We start from the raw sequence: 19818 nt of genomic DNA on the forward strand, positions 1-19818 counted from the left end.
CACCCGGACCACCCACCCGCAAATTCAACGACGGCCCATTGATGGTGATCTGGTCGAAGTGGAGTTCCCCGATTGTACCGGTAAGGCTGTTTCCGTCGACGGGTTGTCCGGTGATATGGATTTCGGGAATCACAAAAGGGTCGATGATTATATTGCCGAGGCGGCCGGTGACGGGGATGTCGATAGGAACATCGACATTGAGGTGCAGTGGTACCTTGGGGATCACGATGGTGTAGTCGCCAGCGAACTGGCCCTGGCCGTCCTCTCCCCAAAGCAGTCCGTTGTTGAAGCTGCCCTGGTTGAGTCCGCCGGTGTTGTAATGCCCAGCATTGCCGAAACCGGTGTTGTAATCACCAGTATTGAACCACCCCGTATTCGTCGCACCCGCATTGAACGATCCCGTATTACCCAACCCCGTGTTGAAACTCCCCGTATTATAACTCCCCGGATTCCCGAAGCCAGAATTCAACAAACCCGCATTCAACACCCCCGTGCTCGACCTGCCCGCATTGAACAACCCCGTATTCAACTCCCCGGAATTACCCACACCCCAATTTCCGGTACCCGAATTGAAAAAACCCACATTCCCCGTACCCGAATTAAACAACCCCACATTCCCGCCGCCAGTATTCAACGCCCCAAACCCGACCTGCCCAACACCCGTCAAACCAAACCCAACATTCCCGGTCCCCGAATTACCGAACCCAACATTATCCCATCCCGAATTACCGAACCCGAAATTACCATCCCCCAAATTACCCAACCCTACATTGAACGAACCCAGATTCGACGGCCCCACATTATACGAACCCAAATTGCCCGAGCCGACATTAAAACTCCCCAAACTGCCCGATCCGAAATTCCAATCACCCATATTCCCGAAACCAAAATTATTCGAACCGACATTACCCGACCCCCAATTCACCCCACCCAAATTCCCCGAACCCACCGTCAACAGACTCGCCCGATCCGACCCCCGATAGAACAACCCCGACAAATTACCCCCCACATTGTTCACACCCGACGTCGGCAATCCCACCTCACTACCGTTACCCGACCCCGACAACAACTCCCCCGCATTGCCGAACCCCGACAACACACCACCCACATTCTGATACCCCGACGCCCACGACGCGACATTTGCAAACCCGGAGACCACCCCGCCGACATTGCCGAAACCCGAACCACCACCCGCACCAGAATTAAAGAACCCCGACGACGGTACATCCGTGGAATTGAAGAAACCCGGCGCCGCATCCATATGGAACACCGTCGCCGTAATCGGACCCGCCGTACCCCACGCATTCACCGGCAAGAACGTCGAATCACCGCCGACTTCCATACTCTCGATTGCGATCGGGTTGATCGATATCCGCGGGGTGGTGAACGGTTCGAGGAAGCTCTGAGCATTTATCCCAAGTGTGATCGGCAGCGGTGGTATCGGTATATGAATGTCCTTGTCGATGATGGGAACAGTCACCGTAATGTCGAACGCGTCGGTGTTCGAGGCAACCACATCGATTTTGGCGTTGATCGGGATGTAGCCACCGCTGACACCGTGGATGGTGAACGGTTCGATGGCCAAGCCGCTGATTTCGCCGGTGATGGGGAGTTTGATCATGCCGCCGCCACCGAGGGTGATGGGGATTTCAGGGATGGTCACGGTGTAGTCCCCGGCAATCAACCCGTGACGATCACCACGCCAGAACAACCCGTTGTTCTCATTGCCCGAGACGAACGCCCCGGTGTTGAGATCACCACTGTTGGCCCACCCGGTGTTGAAATCACCAGTGTTGAAACTCCCAGTGTTCACACTCCCCAGGTTGAACGACCCCGTGTTGTAATCCCCGATATTGAAACTCCCGGTGTTGTAGGCCCCCGGGTTGAAACTCCCAGTGTTGAACAACCCCGCATTGAACAACCCCGTGTTCGCCATCCCCGAATTGCCGAACCCAGTATTGAACACCCCCGAATTGACGAACCCAAAATTCCCCGACCCCGAATTGAAGAACCCGATATTGTCGTTACCCGAATTAAACAACCCCACATTCCCACTACCGGAGTTGAAACCACCGAACCCAACCTGGCCATCCCCGGTCAACCCGATCCCAAAATTATCGTTCCCCGTATTCGCAAACCCGACATTACCGAACCCACTGTTCCCGAACCCAAAATTACGGCCACCATCATTACCCCACCCCTGATTACCATCCCCCACATTACCCAACCCCTCAAACAGATCCCCGTAATAATCCCCCCACCCCCACCCGAACCCACCCTCCGCGAAGACCCCCGACAACCCCTCACCCGAATTACCCACACCCGAACCCAAAACCGAATTCGACCACCCCGACACACCCGAACCCCAATTCAACACACCCGAACCCCACTCACCCACATTCCCAAACCCCGACAACCCAGGACCCCTCGCCACATTCGACCACCCCGAACCACCCCCCACATTCCCAAACCCCGAACCACTGCCCCCACCGGAATTAAAGAACCCCGACGACACACCATCCCCACCATTACCGAACCCCGGACCCGGATCCGCATGGAACAACGGCACCACCACCGGCCCCACCGCCGGACCCGACAACACCAACCGCAACGACTCACCCGGACCACCCACCCGCAAATTCAACGACGGCCCATTGATGGTGATCTGGTCGAAGTGGAGTTCCCCGATTGTACCGGTAAGGCTGTTTCCGTCGACGGGTTGTCCGGTGATATGGATTTCGGGAATCACAAAAGGGTCGATGATTATATTGCCGAGGCGGCCGGTGACGGGGATGTCGATAGGAACATCGACATTGAGGTGCAGTGGTACCTTGGGGATCACGATGGTGTAGTCGCCGGCGAACTGGCCCTGGTTGTGTCCCCGCCAGAAGAGCCCGTTGTTGAAGCTGCCCTGGTTGAGTCCGCCGGTGTTGTAATGCCCAGCATTGCCGAAACCGGTGTTGTAATCACCAGTATTGAACCACCCCGTATTCGTCGCACCCGCATTGAACGATCCCGTATTTCCCAACCCCGTGTTGAAACTCCCCGTATTATGGCTCCCCGGATTCCCGAAGCCAGAATTCAACAAACCCGCATTGAAGAATCCTGTGTTCGACTCCCCGGAATTACCCACACCCCAATTGCCGGTACCCGAATTGAAAAACCCCACATTCCCCGTACCCGAATTAAACAACCCCACATTCCCGCCGCCAGTATTCAACGCCCCAAACCCGACCTGCCCAACACCCGTCAAACCAAACCCAACATTCCCACTCCCCGAATTACCGAACCCCACATTCTGATCACCCGAATTGCCGAGCCCCACGTTGAAACTTCCCCGGCTCCCCAACCCAACATTCCACAGACCCACATTCCCAATTCCAACATTATTCGCGCCGACATTACCGAGACCCAAATTCGCAACCGGCGAACCGAAGATACTGGTGCGGCCGGCAGCGGCGCCGAATACCGACTGCGGATCCGGGACAATCGCGGGACGGCCCCGCCCGAGCGCAGGAATGAGCGATACGAAGGGCGTCAAAGCCGAAGCGACTGCCGACGCACCCGCGTGGTAGTCGAGCATAGCCGTCGCATCCTGCGCCCACATGTATTCGTACTCGGACTCGACGGCCGCTATTGCCGGTGCATTGAAGCCCAGTAGATTCTGGGTGACCAGGGCCAGCAATTGTGAGCGGTTGCCGAGTACTACCGTCGGATGCACCGCGGCTGCCATCGTCGCTTCGAATGCGGCCGCTGCGACTCGCGCCTGTTCTGCGGCCTGCGCCGCCCGAGTGCCGGTGACCCCGAGCCACCCCAGGTACCCCGCGGCCACATCGGCCATCGCCGACGCTGCCGGACCCTGCCACGCTGCACGGGTCAGCTCGGCGGTCACCGATGAAAATGTGGCCTCGGCTGCCGACAGCTCAGCGGCGATATCATCCCAGGCCGCTGCGGCAGCCCGCAGCGGTTCGGTCCCCGCGCCGCCGAAGATACGCGCTGAGTTGATTTCCGGTGGCGACATCAAAAACCCCATTGCCAAAACCCTCCCCCGGGGGCCGTTGTCACTGCCACCCATCGATGATCGTCCGCACGGCCGCGGGAATCGCCGCCACACCCCGCACCATCGCACCCAAGGATCGACGACCAAAGACCGCGGACCCGATTTTATTTACAACAGCCGGAGTAGGTGCACACTACACCAGAAATATGACCACGAGTGACAGAATTCTTATGAATTTCGTTGTGTAAATTCTGTGGACAAATGGCACAATACAACCGATTTTCTGGCTGTAACAGTGCTCTACCCCCACACCCGCGTCGCGACCCCGAGCGCCCTGGCCCGAATCCACCACATCGCCTCGATCACCGCCGCACCCAGCGCCCCGATCCCCAGTGCGGCCACCGTGGTTGCCGTATTCGACGGGTCGAGGAAGAACTTATCCTGCGCCCACGGCAGGCTGAAGATCACCAAATACGCCAGGCCACAGGCGATCACCAGGGCCATTCGCCACCATTGGTAGGGCCGTGCCGCCACCGCAAGCACCCAGACCGCACTCACCAGCAGGGTGATCAGCGCGGCTGTCGACGCCTGGTCCTGCTCGATCACGCTCGCGTGCCGGCCGTGGTATGCCAGCAGGTAGGACGCGAATGTCGCGATGCCGACCACCAGGCCGGACGGTAACGCAGAAGTCAATACCCGCCTTACGAAACCCGGGTACGCGCGCTCGTTATTCGGCGCCAGCGATAACACGAACGAGGGAATGCCGATGGTGAACCAGGCGGCAATGGTGACGTGAATCGGCTGAAACGGAAACAGCAGCGGATCAGCCCCCAACGGCTTGGCCAGCAGGCATTCGAGGCCCACCAGCAGGGCCAGCAGCGCCGAGTACACGGTCTTGGTCAGGAACAGGCTGGCGACCCGTTCGATATTGCCGATCACCCGTCGGCCTTCACCCACCACGTGGGGCAGGGTCGCGAACTTGTCGTCGAGCAGGACCAGTTGTGCGACTGCCCGGGCTGCCGGGCTGCCGGCCCCCATCGCGACGCCGATGTCGGCATCCTTGAGCGCCAGCACGTCGTTGACACCGTCGCCGGTCATCGCCACCGTGTGCCCGTGTGATTGCAGGGCGTGCACCATCGCCCGCTTCTGTTCGGGCCGCACCCGGCCAAGACACGTGTGTGCGTCCAGCGCATCGGCTAGTTCCCCCTCATCGGCCGGCAGGCCGCGTGCGTCCATCGCGTCCCCGTGCAAACCCAAGCTACCGGCCACGGCCCCCACCGACACCGCGTTGTCGCCGGAAATCACCTTGACCGAAACACCCTGGGCGGCAAAGTAGTCCATGGTCTCACGAGCGTCCGGCCGGACCTTCTGTTCCAGTACCACCAGCGCGACCGGGGTGACGGTTCCCGGCGCATCGGGATGGTCCACCGGGATGTCGGAGTCACCCACCAGCAGAACACGCTGACCCTGCTCGCCGATCCGCTCGGCCCGCGAGGCAGCCATCGAACCCGGCCTCGCCAGCACATCCGGGGCGCCGATCACCCAATTGCCGTGGTCGCGGTAGGACGCCCCGCTCCACTTGGTCGCCGACTTGAACGGCGCCGCCGCGGTCGCGATCCAGCCGGGGTCACCCTGATAGGCATGGGCGATCGCCGCCATGCTCGCGTTGGGGCGGGGATCGGATGCGGCCAGGGCCGCCAGCACCTCAGCCACGTCCGCAGCCACGTCCGCAGCCACGTCCGCAGCCCCGTCCTCGTCGACGAGCCCGGTATCAGCCCGGTCGACTTCGACAACCTCCGATACCCGCATACCGTTCTGGGTCAAGGTGCCGGTCTTGTCGGCACACACGACGTCGACCCGTGCCAGGCCCTCGATGGCCGGCAACTCCTGCACCAGGCATTGCCGTCGGCCCAGGCGGACAACGCCGACAGCGAACGCAATCGAGGTCATCAGCACCAGGCCTTCGGGCACCATCGGCACCAGCGCCCCCACCGTCGCCAGCACCGAATCCCGCCATCCCGCATTCGTGGTGAACAACTGCGTGTAGATGGTCAGCAGTCCGGCCGGGATCAGCAGGTATGTGATGAATTTCAGGATTCGGTCGATACCGTTGCGCAACTCCGATTTCACCAGGGTGAACTTGCTGGCATCCGCGGCCAGTTTTGCCGCGTAGGCCTCCCGCCCGACCTTCGTCGCCCGGTATGCGCCGACTCCGGAGACGACGAAGCTGCCCGACATCACTTCGTCACCGGTGTCTTTGGCAATCGGGTCGGCCTCGCCGGTGAGCAACGATTCGTCGACTTCGAGGTTGCTGTGTTCGGTCACCTGACCATCGACGACGATCTGGTCACCGGGTCCCACCTCGATGATGTCGCCGAGCACGACCTCGCCCGGCGGCATGGCCCGCGTCCCGGATCTCCTGCGTACCAACGGCTTCGCCTGCCCGACGATGGCCAGCTTGTCCAGCGTCTGCTTGGCGCGGATCTCCTGAACCATGCCGATGACACTGTTGGCCACAATCAGCAAACCGAACAGGCCGTTGATCAACGACCCCGTGGTCAGCACGATGGCGAACAGCACACCCAGGATCGCATTGATACGGGTGAAGACGTTGGCTGCCACGATCTGGCCGACACTGCGGGTGGCGCGCTGCGGAATATCGTTGCCGTGGCCGTCGGCAACCCGTCGCGCCACCTCGGCGTCGGTCAGGCCCGCAGCTCCCGGCACCGTGGTCATCGCGTGAAGGTACCGAGGTCGTCGGAGTCGAAGTACTCCAGATTCAACGCGTTGCCGGAGAAAGTTGCCCGAGAAATCGATCCCGGCAAGGCGTTTTCGGTGGACAGCGCGAAGGTGAAGGTGTCGCCGTCCCAGGGCGTCAGATCGAACGTCTGATTCTTCGGCCCCAGGGAGAACTGCAGCGTGCCGTCATGCACGCCAACGGTGGCCGGCCCCCAGTAGTCGTTCGCATAGACACCGGTGTACTCCTCCAGGGACCGCGGTGGCGCGGGGCCGACCGGACGGGGCGTGCCCACCAGCGAGCCGTCCGGATTGTTCATCGGGGCGAGCTGCCGGCCGTACAGGGTCGCCCAGTCTTCGCGCACCTCCCCGTACTGCACCAGGTCCATGAATTCGGCGGTGAGCGTCTCCGGCACACCGTACGGGGCGGTGTTGGTCAGCGCGACGATGGCGAGGTCTTCCGACGGCAGAACCACGAAATTCGTTGCGGCACCTAATCCGAACGCTCCCGAATGGCTGTACTGGGTGCGTCCGGATGAGGTCACCGACGTGGAAAACCCGTAGCCATAGGTGCCGGCCCGCGCCCTCGGGTTCGCGGCATGGCCGGAGATCACCTGCGGGGTGTAAGCGGGCAGCAGTGCCTCCGGCGACGCGATGCGCTCACCGTTGTAGGTGCCGCCCGCCAGCAGCATGGTCAGCCAGCGGGCCATGTCGTTGACCGAGGAACTCACCCCGCCGGCGGGCGACTGGGCGTCCGGGTCGCGTTGGTAACGGGCCTCCCAGGTGTCTCCGGCCTTGACGTGTCCGACGGCGCGATTGGGCCGGGCGAGGAAGTCAGCAAGCCTGGAACTGGTGGACGCCATCCCCAGCGGACGGTAGAGCACCTCCTGCGAAAGGTCCTCCCACGGCTTCCCGGCTGCCGCCGCAACCGCGCAGGCGCCCGCGGTTACGCCGAAGTTGGTGTAGGCGTAGCTGATCCGAAACGGCGCCAGCGGCAGATATTTCAGTCGCTGCAGTACCTGCCGGCGGTCGTAGCCGAGATCCTCCAGGGCATCGCCGGCGTGATCGGGCAGCCCCGAGCGGTGCGAGTACAGGTCCGCGATGGTCGCGTGCTCGGTGACGTACGGGTCGCTGAAGACCAGCCAGGGCAATTCGGAGACCACCGGGGTCTCCCAGCTGACCACACCTTCGGTGACTTCGTGCGCCACCACCGTCGCTCCAACGGATTTGGATATCGAGGCCAGCTGGAAAACGGTGTCGGCATCCACCGCGTTGTCCGGGCCGACCGCCTTGCCAATGTCGCGCACCCCGAACCCCTTGGCATACAGCGTTTTTCCACCGTGCACAATCGCCACCGCCATACCCGGGACGCCGCTCTGCCTCATCAGATCGGCCACCAGGGCGTCGACTTTGCTTACCGCGTCGTCGATCCGGCCGGCGGGGATCCGCACGCCCGACACCTCGTTGGGCAGCACCTGTGTCGACAAGGGAGAGGGATCGGACACCGGTTGCCCGTGGCCGCAACCCGCCACCGCAAGCATCATGACGACAACGGTGGCAATCCCAGTACGTTTCACCATGGCCGCACCCTCATCCTCTACAGCCGCCACCACCTGTTGAGCCGCAATGCCGACCCGCAGTCGACGCGCTGGCCGGGCAAAGGCACCGCAACGTCAACGTTCTCCAGCTCAGCCGCTTCGAGCACGCGTTCCACCGGTTCTGCCCACGGGTGCGGAGCCAGCCGGAACGTGCCCCAGTGGATCGGCACCAGCAGACCCGACCCCGGGTCGGTGACGTCGCGGTGTGCGCGCACCGCCTCCTCGGGGTTCATGTGGATATCCGGCCACGCCGCGTTGTAGGCGCCGATCGGCATCAGTGTCAGGTCGAACGGGCCGTGGTCGGCGCCGATCTGCGCAAAGCTCTTGGTGTAGCCGGTGTCGCCGCCGAAATAGGCCCGGTGCGCGGGCCCGACAAAAGCCCAGGACGCCCACAACGTGTTGTTGCGGGTCAGGAAGCGCCCGGAGAAGTGCCGCGCCGGCATGCAGACGATGGTCAGTTCGCCGACCCGGGTGCTCTGGTTCCAGTCGAGTTCGACGATGCGCTCCGCCGGTATCCCCCACGCCCGCAGATGCGCTCCCACCGCGAGCGGCACGAAGAACGGCGCCCGCTGCATGCGGGCCAATGCCAGCACCGTCTCCATGTCGAGATGGTCGTAGTGATCGTGGCTGATGACGACCGCGTCGACGGCGGGCAGACCCTCGAGTTGCACCGGTGGCGGGTGCAGCCGCTGCGGGCCGACCCGATCCGATGGCGAGCAGCGCTGGCTCCACACCGGGTCGGTGAGCACCCGGTACCCGTCGATCTCGACCAGCGCGGTCGAATGCCCGAACCAGCTCACCGCCAGCGGCGCCGGCTCCCCACGATGGATCGCCGGTGCGGCCAGCGGGATCGGGCCGGCCGGCAGGCTCTTGCCGCCCCCGCTGGCAAAGTCCCACGCGATCTGACGCAGTCCGTCTGCGTCCGGGGCGTACAGCGACGCGGGGTCGAGGTTGACGAACACACCGTCGCAATGGTTCGGTGAGGCCTCCGAGGCCGCCGCGATCGCCGCCGGGCCGGCGCCGAGAGCCGCCGGCGTCCCCCGCAGTGCCCGCAACATCCAGCCGCCCGCCGCCAGCGAGGCGGTTCCGGCGGCGATTCGCAGCGCCCGGCCCGTCATGGCCGCTACGCCCCCTGGAACTTCGGCGGCCGCTTTTGAACGCGGGCAACCTGCGCCTCGATCACGTCCTGGCTGCCCCAGGCCTGATCGAACAGCGCCTTGTGCTCGGGTGAGGCGTCCTCGATGGCGCCGTCGTCGTTGAGTACCCGCTTGGCGTGCCGGATGGCCAGCGGTGCCAGGTGAGATATCTCGGCGGCCCACTGCTGGGCGTCGGCCAGGGTGCCGATGCGGTTGGCCATTCCGATCTGCAGCGCGGTGTCGGCGGTCAGCTTTTCCGCAGCCAGCAGCATGGCCCGGGCGCGTCCGTGCCCGACCAGCGACGCCAGCCGGCGAATACTCCAGTTGTCCAGTGCCAGGCCATACTTCGACGTCGGAAACTGAAAGAACGCTTCCGGAGCGACCACCCGCAGGTCGCACTGCATCGCCAGTTGCAGGCCGGCTCCGATGGCGGGCCCGTTCACCGCGCCGATGATCGGCATCTCGGCGGCGTCCATCACCTTGTGCAATTCGATGAGCCGGTCGGGGTAGTCGCCCTCGAATGCGTCCCCGGACAGGTCGGCCCCGGCGCAGAACACCGTGCCCTGCCCGGTCAGCACGACCGCGCGGGTGGCCCCGTCCCGGGCCCGCAGCAGTGCCTCCCGCAGTTCCTCGACCAGTTGGGTGTTCAACGCGTTACGCCGTTCGGGGCGCTGCAGTTCGATGGTCATTACCGCTTCGGCCGAAGTGACACCGATCATGCAGGCAAGGATAGGCGAACCGGCTCAAGCCCGCGGCCCGAGCCACCGCACGCCTCCCGCCCCAAGGGCCGTCGATCAGGCAAGATGGGGCACATGGACACCGGCGTCAGCTCCCCTCGCGTCTTGGTCGTCGACGACGACTCCGACGTGCTCGCCTCGCTGGAGCGCGGCCTGCGACTATCCGGCTTCGAGGTGTCAACGGCGGTCGACGGCGCCGAGGCCCTGCGCAGCGCCACCGAAACCCGGCCGGATGCCATCGTGCTCGACATCAACATGCCGGTGCTCGACGGTGTCAGTGTGGTCACCGCGCTGCGCGCCATGGACAACGACGTGCCGGTCTGCGTGCTCAGCGCGCGCAGTTCGGTCGACGACAGGGTCGCCGGCCTGGAGGCGGGCGCCGACGACTACCTGGTCAAGCCGTTCGTGCTGGCCGAGTTGGTGGCTCGGGTGCGTGCGCTGCTACGGCGGCGCGGCGCCACCGCAACATCGTCGTCGGAGACCATCACCGTCGGCCCGCTGGAGGTCGACATTCCCGGCCGCCGGGCGCGCGTCAACGGCGTCGACGTCGACCTGACCAAACGCGAATTCGATCTGCTGGCGGTGCTGGCCGAGCACAAGACGGCAGTCCTGTCCCGTGCGCAGCTCCTGGAGTTGGTGTGGGGCTATGATTTCGCCGCCGACACCAATGTCGTCGACGTCTTCATCGGATACCTGCGACGCAAGCTCGAAGCCAATGGCGGCCCCCGGCTCCTGCACACCGTCCGGGGAGTCGGGTTCGTCCTCCGGATGCAATAGGACCGCGGCATTGTTCAGCAACATCCTGTCCAGGATCTTCTCGCGTACGCCCTCGCTGCGGACCCGGGTGGTGGTCGCCACGGTCATCGGCGCCGCGATCCCGGTGCTCATCGTCGGCGCCGTGGTGTGGGTGGGTATCACCAAGGACCGCAAGGAACGGCTCGACCGCCGGCTCGACGAGGTCGCGGGTTTCGCGGTCCCGTTCGTGCCGCGCGGCCTCGAGGAGATCCCGCGATCCCCCAACGACCAGAACGCCCTCATCACGGTCCGCCACAGCGCCCTGATCAAGTCGAACTCCGGTGTCACGCTGCCCGAGCTTGCGCCCGGCTACGCCGACACCGACATCGATGGGATCCGCTACCGGGTGCGCACGGTGAATATCCCGGGCCGGACGCCCACTTCGATGGCTGTCGGCGCCACCTACGACGCGACCATCGCCGAGACCAACAACCTGCATCGACGTGTGCTGATCATCTGTGCACTGGCGATCGGCGCCGCGGCGGTGTTCGCCTGGCTGCTGGCCGTGTTCGCGGTCCGGCCGTTCAAACGCCTGGCCGAGCAGACCCGGTCGATCGACGCCGGCGACGAGGCGCCCCGGGTCGAAGTCTACGGCGCCACCGAGGCAGTCGAGATCGCCGAAGCCATGAGAGGCATGCTGCACCGCATCTGGAATGAGCAGAACCGCACTCAGGAAGCCCTGGCCTCGGCCCGCGATTTCGCGGCGGTCTCCTCCCACGAGCTGCGCACACCCCTGACCGCGATGCGAACCAACCTCGAAGTGCTGTCCACCCTCGATCTGCCCGACCAGGATCGCAAGGAAGTGCTCAACGACGTGATCAGGACCCAGACGCGGATCGAAGCCACGCTGAGCGCGCTGGAACGGCTGGCCCAAGGCGAACTGTCGACCTCCGACGACCATGTGCCGGTCGACATCACCGAGCTCCTGGACCGCGCCGCACACGACGCCATCCGGATCTACCCGGACCTCGACGTCGCCCTGGCGCCGTCGCCAACCTGCATCATCGTCGGGATGCCCGCCGGGTTGCGGCTGGCGGTCGACAATGCGATCGCCAACGCCGTCAAACACGGCGGCGCCACCCATGTCCGGCTCTCGGCGGTCAGTTCCCGCGCCGGAGTCGAGATCACCGTCGACGACAACGGCAGCGGCGTACCCGAGCCGGAACGCACCGTGGTGTTCGAGCGATTCTCCCGGGGGTCGACGGCGTCGCAGTCCGGTTCCGGGTTGGGCCTGGCCCTGGTGGCCCAGCAGGCCCAATTGCACGAGGGGACCGCATCACTGGAAAGCAGCCCGCTGGGTGGCGCACGGCTAGTGTTGCGGCTGCCCGGACCGCACTAGCCCGCTCAGTCCGATCGGCCGTCGCGCCCGGGACTGAAGAACGCCTTGATGGCCAACTCCTCGTTTTCGAACCAAACCTGGGCCTCGGTAGCGTCGTAGTCGGTATCGCCGGGGGCGTAGTACAGCCGGGAATCGGTGCGGCCCTTCACCGGCCAGCCTTCCGGCCCGCTGCCGTCGGGTTCGGCGCGCATGGATCCCGGGCCGTAGGGGGCGTAGGGCATCAGCGGTTTGCGCGGAGCCCGCGGCTTGCGCGCCGATATGTCGTGTCTGCCGGGTTCGACGACGGGAGCGCGCTTGGGTTCTTTGCGGCGGTTGGCGGGAACTCGGCGCACCGGCCGTTTCCGGGCGGTCGGAGCCCGCTTTCCGGCAAGATCCCTGGGGACGGGCCCGCGTTTGGGCGGCGACGCTTTGACGGCCTCCTTCTTCGCGTGCCGCGGTTGGCCTTCGGGAGTCTTCCCTCCCGAAGGCTCCTCGACCGGTGCACCGGGGGTACGGGGAGCAGCGGGTGCAGCGGCCACCACCGGCGGCTCGGCCGGGGCGGGCGGCGGCTCAGCGGCGTCCGGCGCCGGCGCCTCCGGCTCGGTTCGGGTGCCCGCCATCGGGTCGGCGAAGACCCAGGCGGGCATTTCCACGCGGGCGGGTCGCACCGTCAGCGTCAACGTCAGCACCATCCCGAGGACGAACGACAGCGCGACCAACCACCAATGCACCTGGCCGCTCACGGCGTGACCCCTGCCCCTGTGCCCGATGTATCCGGCGTCTGCGATTGCAACGGCCCGGGTCCGGGAGACTCGGGGTCGAATTCGTGCACCGGGTCGCGCTCGCCGTCATCGGCCACGGCGCCGGCGTCAATCTCACCCGCTGGGCTGTCGGGCCTGGCCAGCAGTGCCTTCAGCCCGTAGGCAACCGCCGAGCCGGCCACGAACGCGACCATGTAGATCACCCACTGGATCAGGAAACCCATATCGCCCCTCGCCCCTCGCCTCTCCCTAACCGACCACGATCTCGGCGCGACGGTTCGCAGCGCGCCCATCGGGGGTGCCGTTGTCGGCGATCGGGTCAGCCGATCCCATGCCCTTGGAGGTCACGCGATCGCGGGCCACACCGTTGGCAATGAGAAACTCCGCGACTGCCTCGGCCCGCTGGTCGCTCAACGGAATGTTGATCGCTTCGCCACCGGTGTTGTCGGTGAAGCCGTTGATCGTCACCCGCGCATCCCCACATTCCTTCAGCCTGTCCGCCACCCGTACCAGGGACTGGGAGGTCTCCGGTGTCAGACTCACTCCGTCGCCGCCGAAGTACAGCGGTCCGCCGGTCAACCCGTTGATGGCGGCCGGTAGATCGTCGCACCCGGCCGGTACCGGCGGTGGCGGGGGCGGCGCCTCGGGCTGCGGCTCATCATCGGGAGGGGGCGGGGCGCCGGCAGTGACCTGTGTCCGGGCCACGATGTCGTTGGCGACGATGACATCGGGCCACGTGGCGGCCACGGCGCGCTCTACCGCCTCCCGCTGCTCCGGTGAGGCGTTGCCGGCCAGCGTGACGGTGTCCCTCTCCACCTTGAAGCTGAAATCGGGAATCAGCGCACCGGCGGCGAAGACGGGCTCTGCGTTGGCGAAATCGAGGGTGTGCACCAGTGGGTCGATGTGGATCTGGTTGATGACGGTCAACCCCGGCGCCAGCATTCCCTGCAGTGCATTCATCAATGCGGCCTTGGCGACTTCGTCGGGAAAATCGCCGATCAGGGTAACCGTGTCGCCGCTGCGGTTGATCGACACCAGCGACAGCGACAGGCTCAGGGGACTGCTCATCGAGTTCGCGGCGATCGTCGGCAGGGTACCGGTGGGCCCGTTTACGGTCATCGGCCGTTCGTACGCGCCGTAGCCGATCAGGGCGATGAAAAGCGGGATCAGTGCCGCACCGATCACCCAGGACAGGCCCGGCCCCTCCGAGACGGGTTCCGGGCCGGGCACCGCGGGGCCGGCGGGGTGCACGGCCGCGGCGGAATCGCCCAAGTCGACATCCGAATCGACCATCGCTCCCCCCCTCGGTTCGTTGAACGGGTCTCTTCGCGACTCCAGGCGATATGCAGCCTACCGACTCCGAAGGCGAAACCGTGGCGACGTCGTGCAGACTGGGCCGATGGCCGACGGCGGGAATCCGGCGGACCGGGCATCTCCGGCGGATATCCGGGATGCCGGCGCCCGGGAATTCGACGCGGTCATCGTCGGCGCGGGCCACAATTCGCTGGTGGCTGCCGGCTATCTGGCCCGGGCGGGTTTGCGGGTGCGGGTCCTCGAACGGCTGGGACACGTCGGCGGGGCCGCCGTTTCGGCACGGGCTTTCACCGGTGTCGACGTCCAGCTGTCGCGCTATTCCTATCTGGTCAGTTTGCTGCCGCCGCGCATTCTCGCCGACCTCGGCGCCACCGTCCGGCTCGCCCGCCGGAGGTATCCGTCCTACACCCCGGACCCCGGGTCAGCCGGACGCACCGGCCTGCTGGTGGGGGCGCCCGGCGCGTTCGACGCGGTCGGGGCCGCTGCCGACGAGCCGGGTTTTGCATCGTTCTATCGCCGCTGCCGCCTGGTGACCGGACCGCTGTGGCCGACGCTGCTCGAACCGCTGCGGACACGCTCCCAGGCTCGGCAGCGCGTCCTGGCCGGCGGCGACCCCGAGGCTGCGGCGGCCTGGCACGCCATGGTGGACGAGCCGATCGGCCACGCGATCACCGCCGCGGTGGGCAGCGACCTCGTGCGCGGGGTGATCGGCACCGACGCGGTGATCGGCACCTTCGCGCACCTCGACGACCCGTCGCTGATTCAGAACATCTGCCTGCTGTATCACGTCCTCGGCGGCGGTACCGGCGCCTGGGATGTGCCGGTCGGCGGCATGGGTGCGGTGTCTTCGGCGCTCGCCGATGCAGCTGCCCGGAATGGGGCCGAAATAGTCACTGGAGCAGAGGTTTTCGCTGTCAATCCGGACGGCGAGGTGCGCTATCGCGACGTGGGTGCGGCGGGTGCACAGGGCGGCGAGCACCTCGTCCGGGGCGGGTTCGTCCTGTCCGGTGTCGGCCCGGCGGTGCTGGCCCGGCTACTGGGCGAGCCCGAACCCGCGATGGTTGCCGGGGCGCAGGTCAAGGTGAACATGGTGCTGCGCCGGCTGCCGCGGTTGCGCGACCCCGCGGTGACGTCCGAACAGGCGTTTGCCGGGACATTTCACGTCAACGAGACCTGGACCCAACTCGACGCCGCCCACTCCCGGGCGTCGTCGGGGCGGCTGCCGGACCCGCTGCCGTGCGAGATCTACTGTCATTCGCTGGCCGACTCGAGCATCGTCTCCGCGGAGTTGCCCGGCACACACACCATGACGGTGTTCGGCCTGCACACACCGCACATCCTGGGTGCCGGCGCCGGCCCCCTCACCGAATCGGTGTTCGCATCGCTGAACTCCGTTCTGGCCGAACCCATCGAGGGTCTGCTCCTGCCCGATGCGCTGGGGCGTCCGTGCGTGGAGACGACCACCACCGACGACTTGGAGCGCACCCTCGGGATGTCGGCGGGCAACATCTTCCACGGTGCGCTGGGCTGGCCGTTCGCCGAAGACGACGCGCCACTGGACACCCCCGCACGCCGTTGGGGGGTCGACACGCACCACCCGCGCATCCTGCGGTGCGGTTCCAGTGCGCACCGCGGCGGCGCGGTTTCGGGCATCGGCGGACACAACGCTGCGATGGCGGTGCTGGCGTCGCCGGACCGGCCCGGCGGCTAGCGCGTGTCGATACCGGCGTAGTCGCGCTCGGTGTAACCGGTGTAGATCTGGCGCGGACGACCGATCTTGCTAGTGCCGTCGTCGTGCATCTCGCGCCAGTGCGCGATCCAGCCCGGCAACCGGCCCAGCGCGAACAGCACGGTGAACATCCGGACCGGGAAGCCCAGCGCCCGGTAGATCAGGCCGGTGTAGAAGTCGACGTTCGGGTACAGCTTGCGCTCGATGAAGTAGTCGTCGGTCAGCGCGGCCTCTTCGAGCTGCTTGGCGATGTCCAGATATGGGTCCCCACCCAGCTTGGCGAGGATCTTGTCCGCCTGTTCCTTGACGATGCGGGCACGTGGGTCGTAGTTCTTGTAGACCCGGTGGCCGAAGCCCATCAGCTTGACGCCCTCTTCGCGGTTCTTCACCTTGCGGACGAATTCGCTGACGTCGTCTCCGCTCTGGTGGATCTGCTCCAGCATCTCCAGCACCGCCTGGTTGGCGCCGCCGTGCAGCGGCCCCCACAGCGCGTTGATTCCGCCGGAGATCGAGGTGAACAAGTTCGCCTGGGAGGATCCCACCAGCCGCACGGTCGACGTCGAACAGTTCTGCTCGTGGTCGGCGTGCAGGATCAGCAGCATGTCCAGGGCCCGCACCACCTCGGGGTCCGCGTGATAGGGCTCGGCGGGCAGCCCGAACGTCATGCGCAGGAAGTTCTCCACCAGGCTCAGCGAGTTGTCCGGGTAGAGGAAGGGCTGGCCGACCGACTTCTTGAAGGCGTAGGCGGCGATGGTGGGCAGCTTGGCCAGCAACCGGATGGTGGCCAGCTCGACCTGCGTATTGTCCATCGGGTCCAGCGAATCGGGGTAGTAGGCCGAGAGCGCGTTGACCGTGCTGGACAGCACCGGCATCGGGTGCGCGTTGCGCGGGAAGCCGTCGAAAAACCGCTTGAGGTCTTCGTGCAGCATCGTGTGCAGCTGGATGCGACGGGTGAATTCGGCCAGTTGGTCGGTGGTGGGCAGCTCGCCGTAGATCAGCAGGTAGGACACTTCCAGGAAGGTCGACTTCTCGGCCAGCTGGTCGATCGGGTAGCCCCGGTAGCGCAGGATTCCGGCGTCGCCGTCGATATAGGTGATGGCACTTTTGCAGGACGCGGTGTTGACGAAGCCGTTGTCAAAGGTCGTGTGCCCGGTCTTCGACAGCAGCGGACCCAGGGCGATGCCGTCAGCACCTTCGGTCGCGTGGACGACCTGCAGGTCGATCTCGCCTCCCGGGTACTTCAGTGTTGCGGTGTCGTCGGTGTCGCCCACGAGAACCCCTTTGCGCTCGGCCTGATATGTCTAGCCGCCCTAGGCACGTACAGGTGTGCCAGGTGCGTATAGGTGAAGGTAGTCGTTACCGCCTCGGCGTGCCCGCCCGGGGTCGGATCTGCGGGCAGCGCCGCGCGCGGACCGCTCGGGGCGCGGACCGGCCCGTCGGGAACACCTAGGGTTGCAGACGCTGGACCCGGTTTCCGACGATCCGAATCCGGTTGTGCAGCCGGTCCTCCCTGCCCTGCCAGAACTCCACGACATCGGGTGCGATGAGATAGCCGCCCCAATTCGGCGGTACCGGGATCCGCTCGACGCCGGCGAACCGTTGCGTCACCGAGGCCAGGTTGTCCAGCAGCGCCGCCCGCGAATCGATCGGCCGGGACTGGTGCGAGGCCCACGCGCCCAACTGCGACCCTCTGGGCCGCTGCGCCCAATAGTCGGCGCTGACCTGCGGATCCACCTTGGTCACCGGGCCGCGAACGTGGATCTGGCGCCCGAGCCGATACCACGGGAATGTCGCCGAGGCATACGGCGTGGCCGCCAGTTCGTGCCCCTTCGCCGAGTCGTAGTTGGTGAAGAAGGCGATTCCGGTCTCGTCGGCGCTCTTGCACAGCACCGACCGGCTCACCGGCTTGCCGTCGGCCACCGTCGCCACCACCATGGCGTTGGGTTCGGCAACGCCGGCTCGTTGCGCGTCGTCGATCCACCGGCGAAACAACGGTAGCCAGCCGCCAGCCAGCCAGTCCTCGTCCAGGTCGGGGCTGCCGTCCTTCTCCGCGCCCCCGTACTCGGCCCGCATCGCGGCCAGGTGCTTGTCGCCCGATCCCACCACAGCGCCAACGCTACCCGGGCGGCTACCGCCAAAACCGGGCCGCCGGACGGCGTCCGTGCCGCGGGGCCTGCGCCCGGGCGGCGACGAGCATCTCGTCGATTTCGGTGAACTTGACGCGGGGCCGACCGCTGCCGGCGCCGCGGGCGACTTCGGCGGCGTCGATGGCCCGCCACCCAGCGGAATCGACGGCCTCGGGCCGGCGGGCGGCCACCAGCTGTGCCAGGGCGGCCGGCTCGGCGACCGGGTCGGCCAGTTCGCCCGCGTTGAAGTCCGCGACCAGGGCCTGCACCGTCTGCAACGAGCAGGTCTTGTTGGTGCCGATGAAGCCGGTCGGTCCGCGCTTGATCCACCCCGCCACATAGGTGCCCGGCACCGGCCGGCCGGTGGCCTGGTCCAGCACGCGGCCGCCCTCGTTGGGCACCACGCCCGTCTCCCCGTCGAACGGCAGGTCCCGGATCGGCGTGCCGCGGTAGCCGATCGAGGTCAACACCAGGCCCGCGTCGATCCGTCGCAACTCCCCGGAGCCGGTGGCGGCGAACTCGACGCCGGCGGCCCGCGCTTCGCCGAGAACGCGTCGCGGCGTCAGGTCGTAGGCCAGGCGGATTCGCCGGCCCGGCGCCGGAGCCGGATTTTCGCCGAGGGCAGCGAGGAATTCCAGCTTGGTGCGCGTCAGCGCATCGGTAGCCGCGGCCAGGTCCTCACCCACCCGGCGGCGGTCGTCCGGATCGAGCACGACGTCAGCGGCACCGGCCAGGCCGACGAGTTCGGGAAGGGTGAACGCGGAGTGGGCCGGCCCGCGGCGGGCGGCTACCACCACCTCCCGCACCGCCGATGTCCGCAGGGCCGCCAGCGCGTGATCGGCGATGTCGGTGCCGGCCAGGGCCTCGACGTCGGCGGTCAGCACCCGCGCCACATCCAGTGCGACGTTGCCGTTGCCGATGATCACGGCTCGCTGGTGGCTGAGATCCACGGGGAGCCCAGCGAAGTCGGGGTGGCCGTTGATCCAGGCGACCAGTTCGGTGGCGGTGCCGGTGCCCGGCAACCCCATTCCGCCGATGTCGAGCCGGCGGTCGGTGGGCGCACCGACGGCGTACACCACGGCGTGATGATGCGCCATCAACTCTGCGTGACTCAGATGTCTACCGACCTCGACGTTGAGATGGAACCGGAACCGCCGGTCCGAAGCGACGCGGTCGAACAGCCGGGTGACGCCCTTGGTGTGCTGGTGGTCGGGGGCAACCCCCGCACGCACCAGGCCGTAGGGCGTCGGCAATTTGTCGAACACGTTCACGCGCACGCCGCGCTGGGTGAGCAACTCGTCGGCGGCGTACATCGCCGCCGGGCCCGACCCGACGATGGCCACCGTCAGCGGCCGGCCAGCCGAACGCACCGCGGCAGCCGGGATCACCGGGGCGAGCTTGGACGTCGGCGGCAGCTTCACGTCCGCGGGCCGCTCGGGGTAGAAGGACGCGTTGATCCGCGCGAACGGCAACTGCGCCGGCTCAAGCCGGGCGGCGGGAACGATCGCACCCACCGGGCAGGCGCTGACGCAGGCGCCGCAGTCCACGCAGGCGAGCGGGTCGATGTA

The 19818-nt window shown here is 66.2% G+C and carries 14 protein-coding genes; 3 read left to right on the plus strand and 11 right to left on the minus strand.

Features of this window, described 5'->3' with window-relative positions; genetic code table 11:
* The 5 genes from ACK5M9_RS12365 to ACK5M9_RS12385 form a co-directional block, all read right to left on the minus strand.
* A partial coding sequence (locus tag ACK5M9_RS12365; protein WP_416893462.1) for a PPE domain-containing protein occupies nucleotides 1–4033 on the minus strand: 4033 nt, incomplete at its 3' end.
* 267 nt (nucleotides 4034–4300) lie between these two features.
* Nucleotides 4301–6736 (minus strand): cation-translocating P-type ATPase, encoded by a 2436-nt coding sequence (locus ACK5M9_RS12370; RefSeq protein WP_416893463.1) that lies wholly within the window; start codon nucleotides 6734–6736, stop codon nucleotides 4301–4303.
* Nucleotides 6733–8316, minus strand: coding sequence for a serine hydrolase (locus ACK5M9_RS12375; protein ID WP_416893464.1), 1584 nt, complete (start codon nucleotides 8314–8316; stop codon nucleotides 6733–6735). Before ACK5M9_RS12375 ends, ACK5M9_RS12370 begins: the two co-directional genes overlap by 4 nt.
* A 17-nt stretch (nucleotides 8317–8333) precedes the next feature.
* Nucleotides 8334–9452, minus strand: a complete 1119-nt coding sequence (locus tag ACK5M9_RS12380) for an MBL fold metallo-hydrolase (protein WP_416893465.1) — start codon at nucleotides 9450–9452, stop codon at nucleotides 8334–8336.
* A gap of 5 nt (nucleotides 9453–9457) precedes the next feature.
* The gene (locus ACK5M9_RS12385; protein ID WP_416893466.1) at nucleotides 9458–10189 is read right to left on the minus strand and encodes an enoyl-CoA hydratase; all 732 of its coding nucleotides are present in this window, start codon (nucleotides 10187–10189) and stop codon (nucleotides 9458–9460) included.
* An 84-nt stretch (nucleotides 10190–10273) separates the two neighbouring features.
* On the opposite strand from ACK5M9_RS12385, the gene prrA reads away from it, so the two are divergent.
* Both prrA and ACK5M9_RS12395 read left to right on the plus strand, forming a co-directional pair.
* Nucleotides 10274–10984: a two-component system response regulator PrrA gene (gene prrA, locus ACK5M9_RS12390; RefSeq protein WP_416893467.1), complete on the plus strand. Its 711-nt coding sequence runs from the start codon at nucleotides 10274–10276 to the stop codon at nucleotides 10982–10984.
* Between the two features lie 10 nt (nucleotides 10985–10994).
* Entirely contained in the window at nucleotides 10995–12341 is a 1347-nt protein-coding gene (locus ACK5M9_RS12395; protein ID WP_416893468.1) for a HAMP domain-containing sensor histidine kinase, read from the plus strand.
* A 5-nt stretch (nucleotides 12342–12346) separates the two neighbouring features.
* Here the strand turns inward: ACK5M9_RS12395 and ACK5M9_RS12400 are convergent, their stop codons facing one another.
* The 3 genes from ACK5M9_RS12400 to ACK5M9_RS12410 are packed head-to-tail and all read right to left on the minus strand — an operon-like array spanning nucleotide 12347 to nucleotide 14374.
* Nucleotides 12347–13063: a hypothetical protein gene (locus ACK5M9_RS12400; RefSeq protein ID WP_416893469.1), complete on the minus strand. Its 717-nt coding sequence runs from the start codon at nucleotides 13061–13063 to the stop codon at nucleotides 12347–12349.
* Nucleotides 13060–13305, minus strand: a complete 246-nt coding sequence (locus tag ACK5M9_RS12405) for a hypothetical protein (RefSeq protein WP_416893470.1) — start codon at nucleotides 13303–13305, stop codon at nucleotides 13060–13062. Before ACK5M9_RS12405 ends, ACK5M9_RS12400 begins: the two co-directional genes overlap by 4 nt.
* A 25-nt stretch (nucleotides 13306–13330) precedes the next feature.
* A complete protein-coding gene (locus tag ACK5M9_RS12410; protein ID WP_416893471.1) occupies nucleotides 13331–14374 on the minus strand; it encodes an OmpA family protein in 1044 nt (347 codons plus the stop codon).
* Between the two features lie 106 nt (nucleotides 14375–14480).
* Between ACK5M9_RS12410 and ACK5M9_RS12415 the strand changes: the two genes are divergently transcribed.
* Nucleotides 14481–16106 (plus strand): phytoene desaturase family protein, encoded by a 1626-nt coding sequence (locus ACK5M9_RS12415; protein WP_416893472.1) that lies wholly within the window; start codon nucleotides 14481–14483, stop codon nucleotides 16104–16106.
* On the opposite strand, the gene ACK5M9_RS12420 is transcribed toward ACK5M9_RS12415, so the two are convergent.
* The 3 genes from ACK5M9_RS12420 to ACK5M9_RS12430 form a co-directional block, all read right to left on the minus strand.
* Nucleotides 16103–17395, minus strand: coding sequence for a citrate synthase (locus ACK5M9_RS12420; protein ID WP_416893473.1), 1293 nt, complete (start codon nucleotides 17393–17395; stop codon nucleotides 16103–16105). The two genes, ACK5M9_RS12415 and ACK5M9_RS12420, sit on opposite strands and share 4 nt — an antisense overlap.
* Nucleotides 17396–17570: 175 nt before the next feature.
* Complete coding sequence (gene pdxH, locus ACK5M9_RS12425) at nucleotides 17571–18197, minus strand: pyridoxamine 5'-phosphate oxidase (RefSeq protein WP_416893475.1); 627 nt, start codon at nucleotides 18195–18197, stop codon at nucleotides 17571–17573.
* A gap of 55 nt (nucleotides 18198–18252) precedes the next feature.
* Nucleotides 18253–19818, minus strand: a 1566-nt coding sequence (locus tag ACK5M9_RS12430) for an FAD-dependent oxidoreductase (RefSeq protein ID WP_416893474.1), incomplete at its 5' end; no start/stop codon positions are given.

The organism is Mycobacterium sp., assembly GCF_047975165.1.
Taxonomy (GTDB): Bacteria; Actinomycetota; Actinomycetes; order Mycobacteriales; family Mycobacteriaceae; genus Mycobacterium.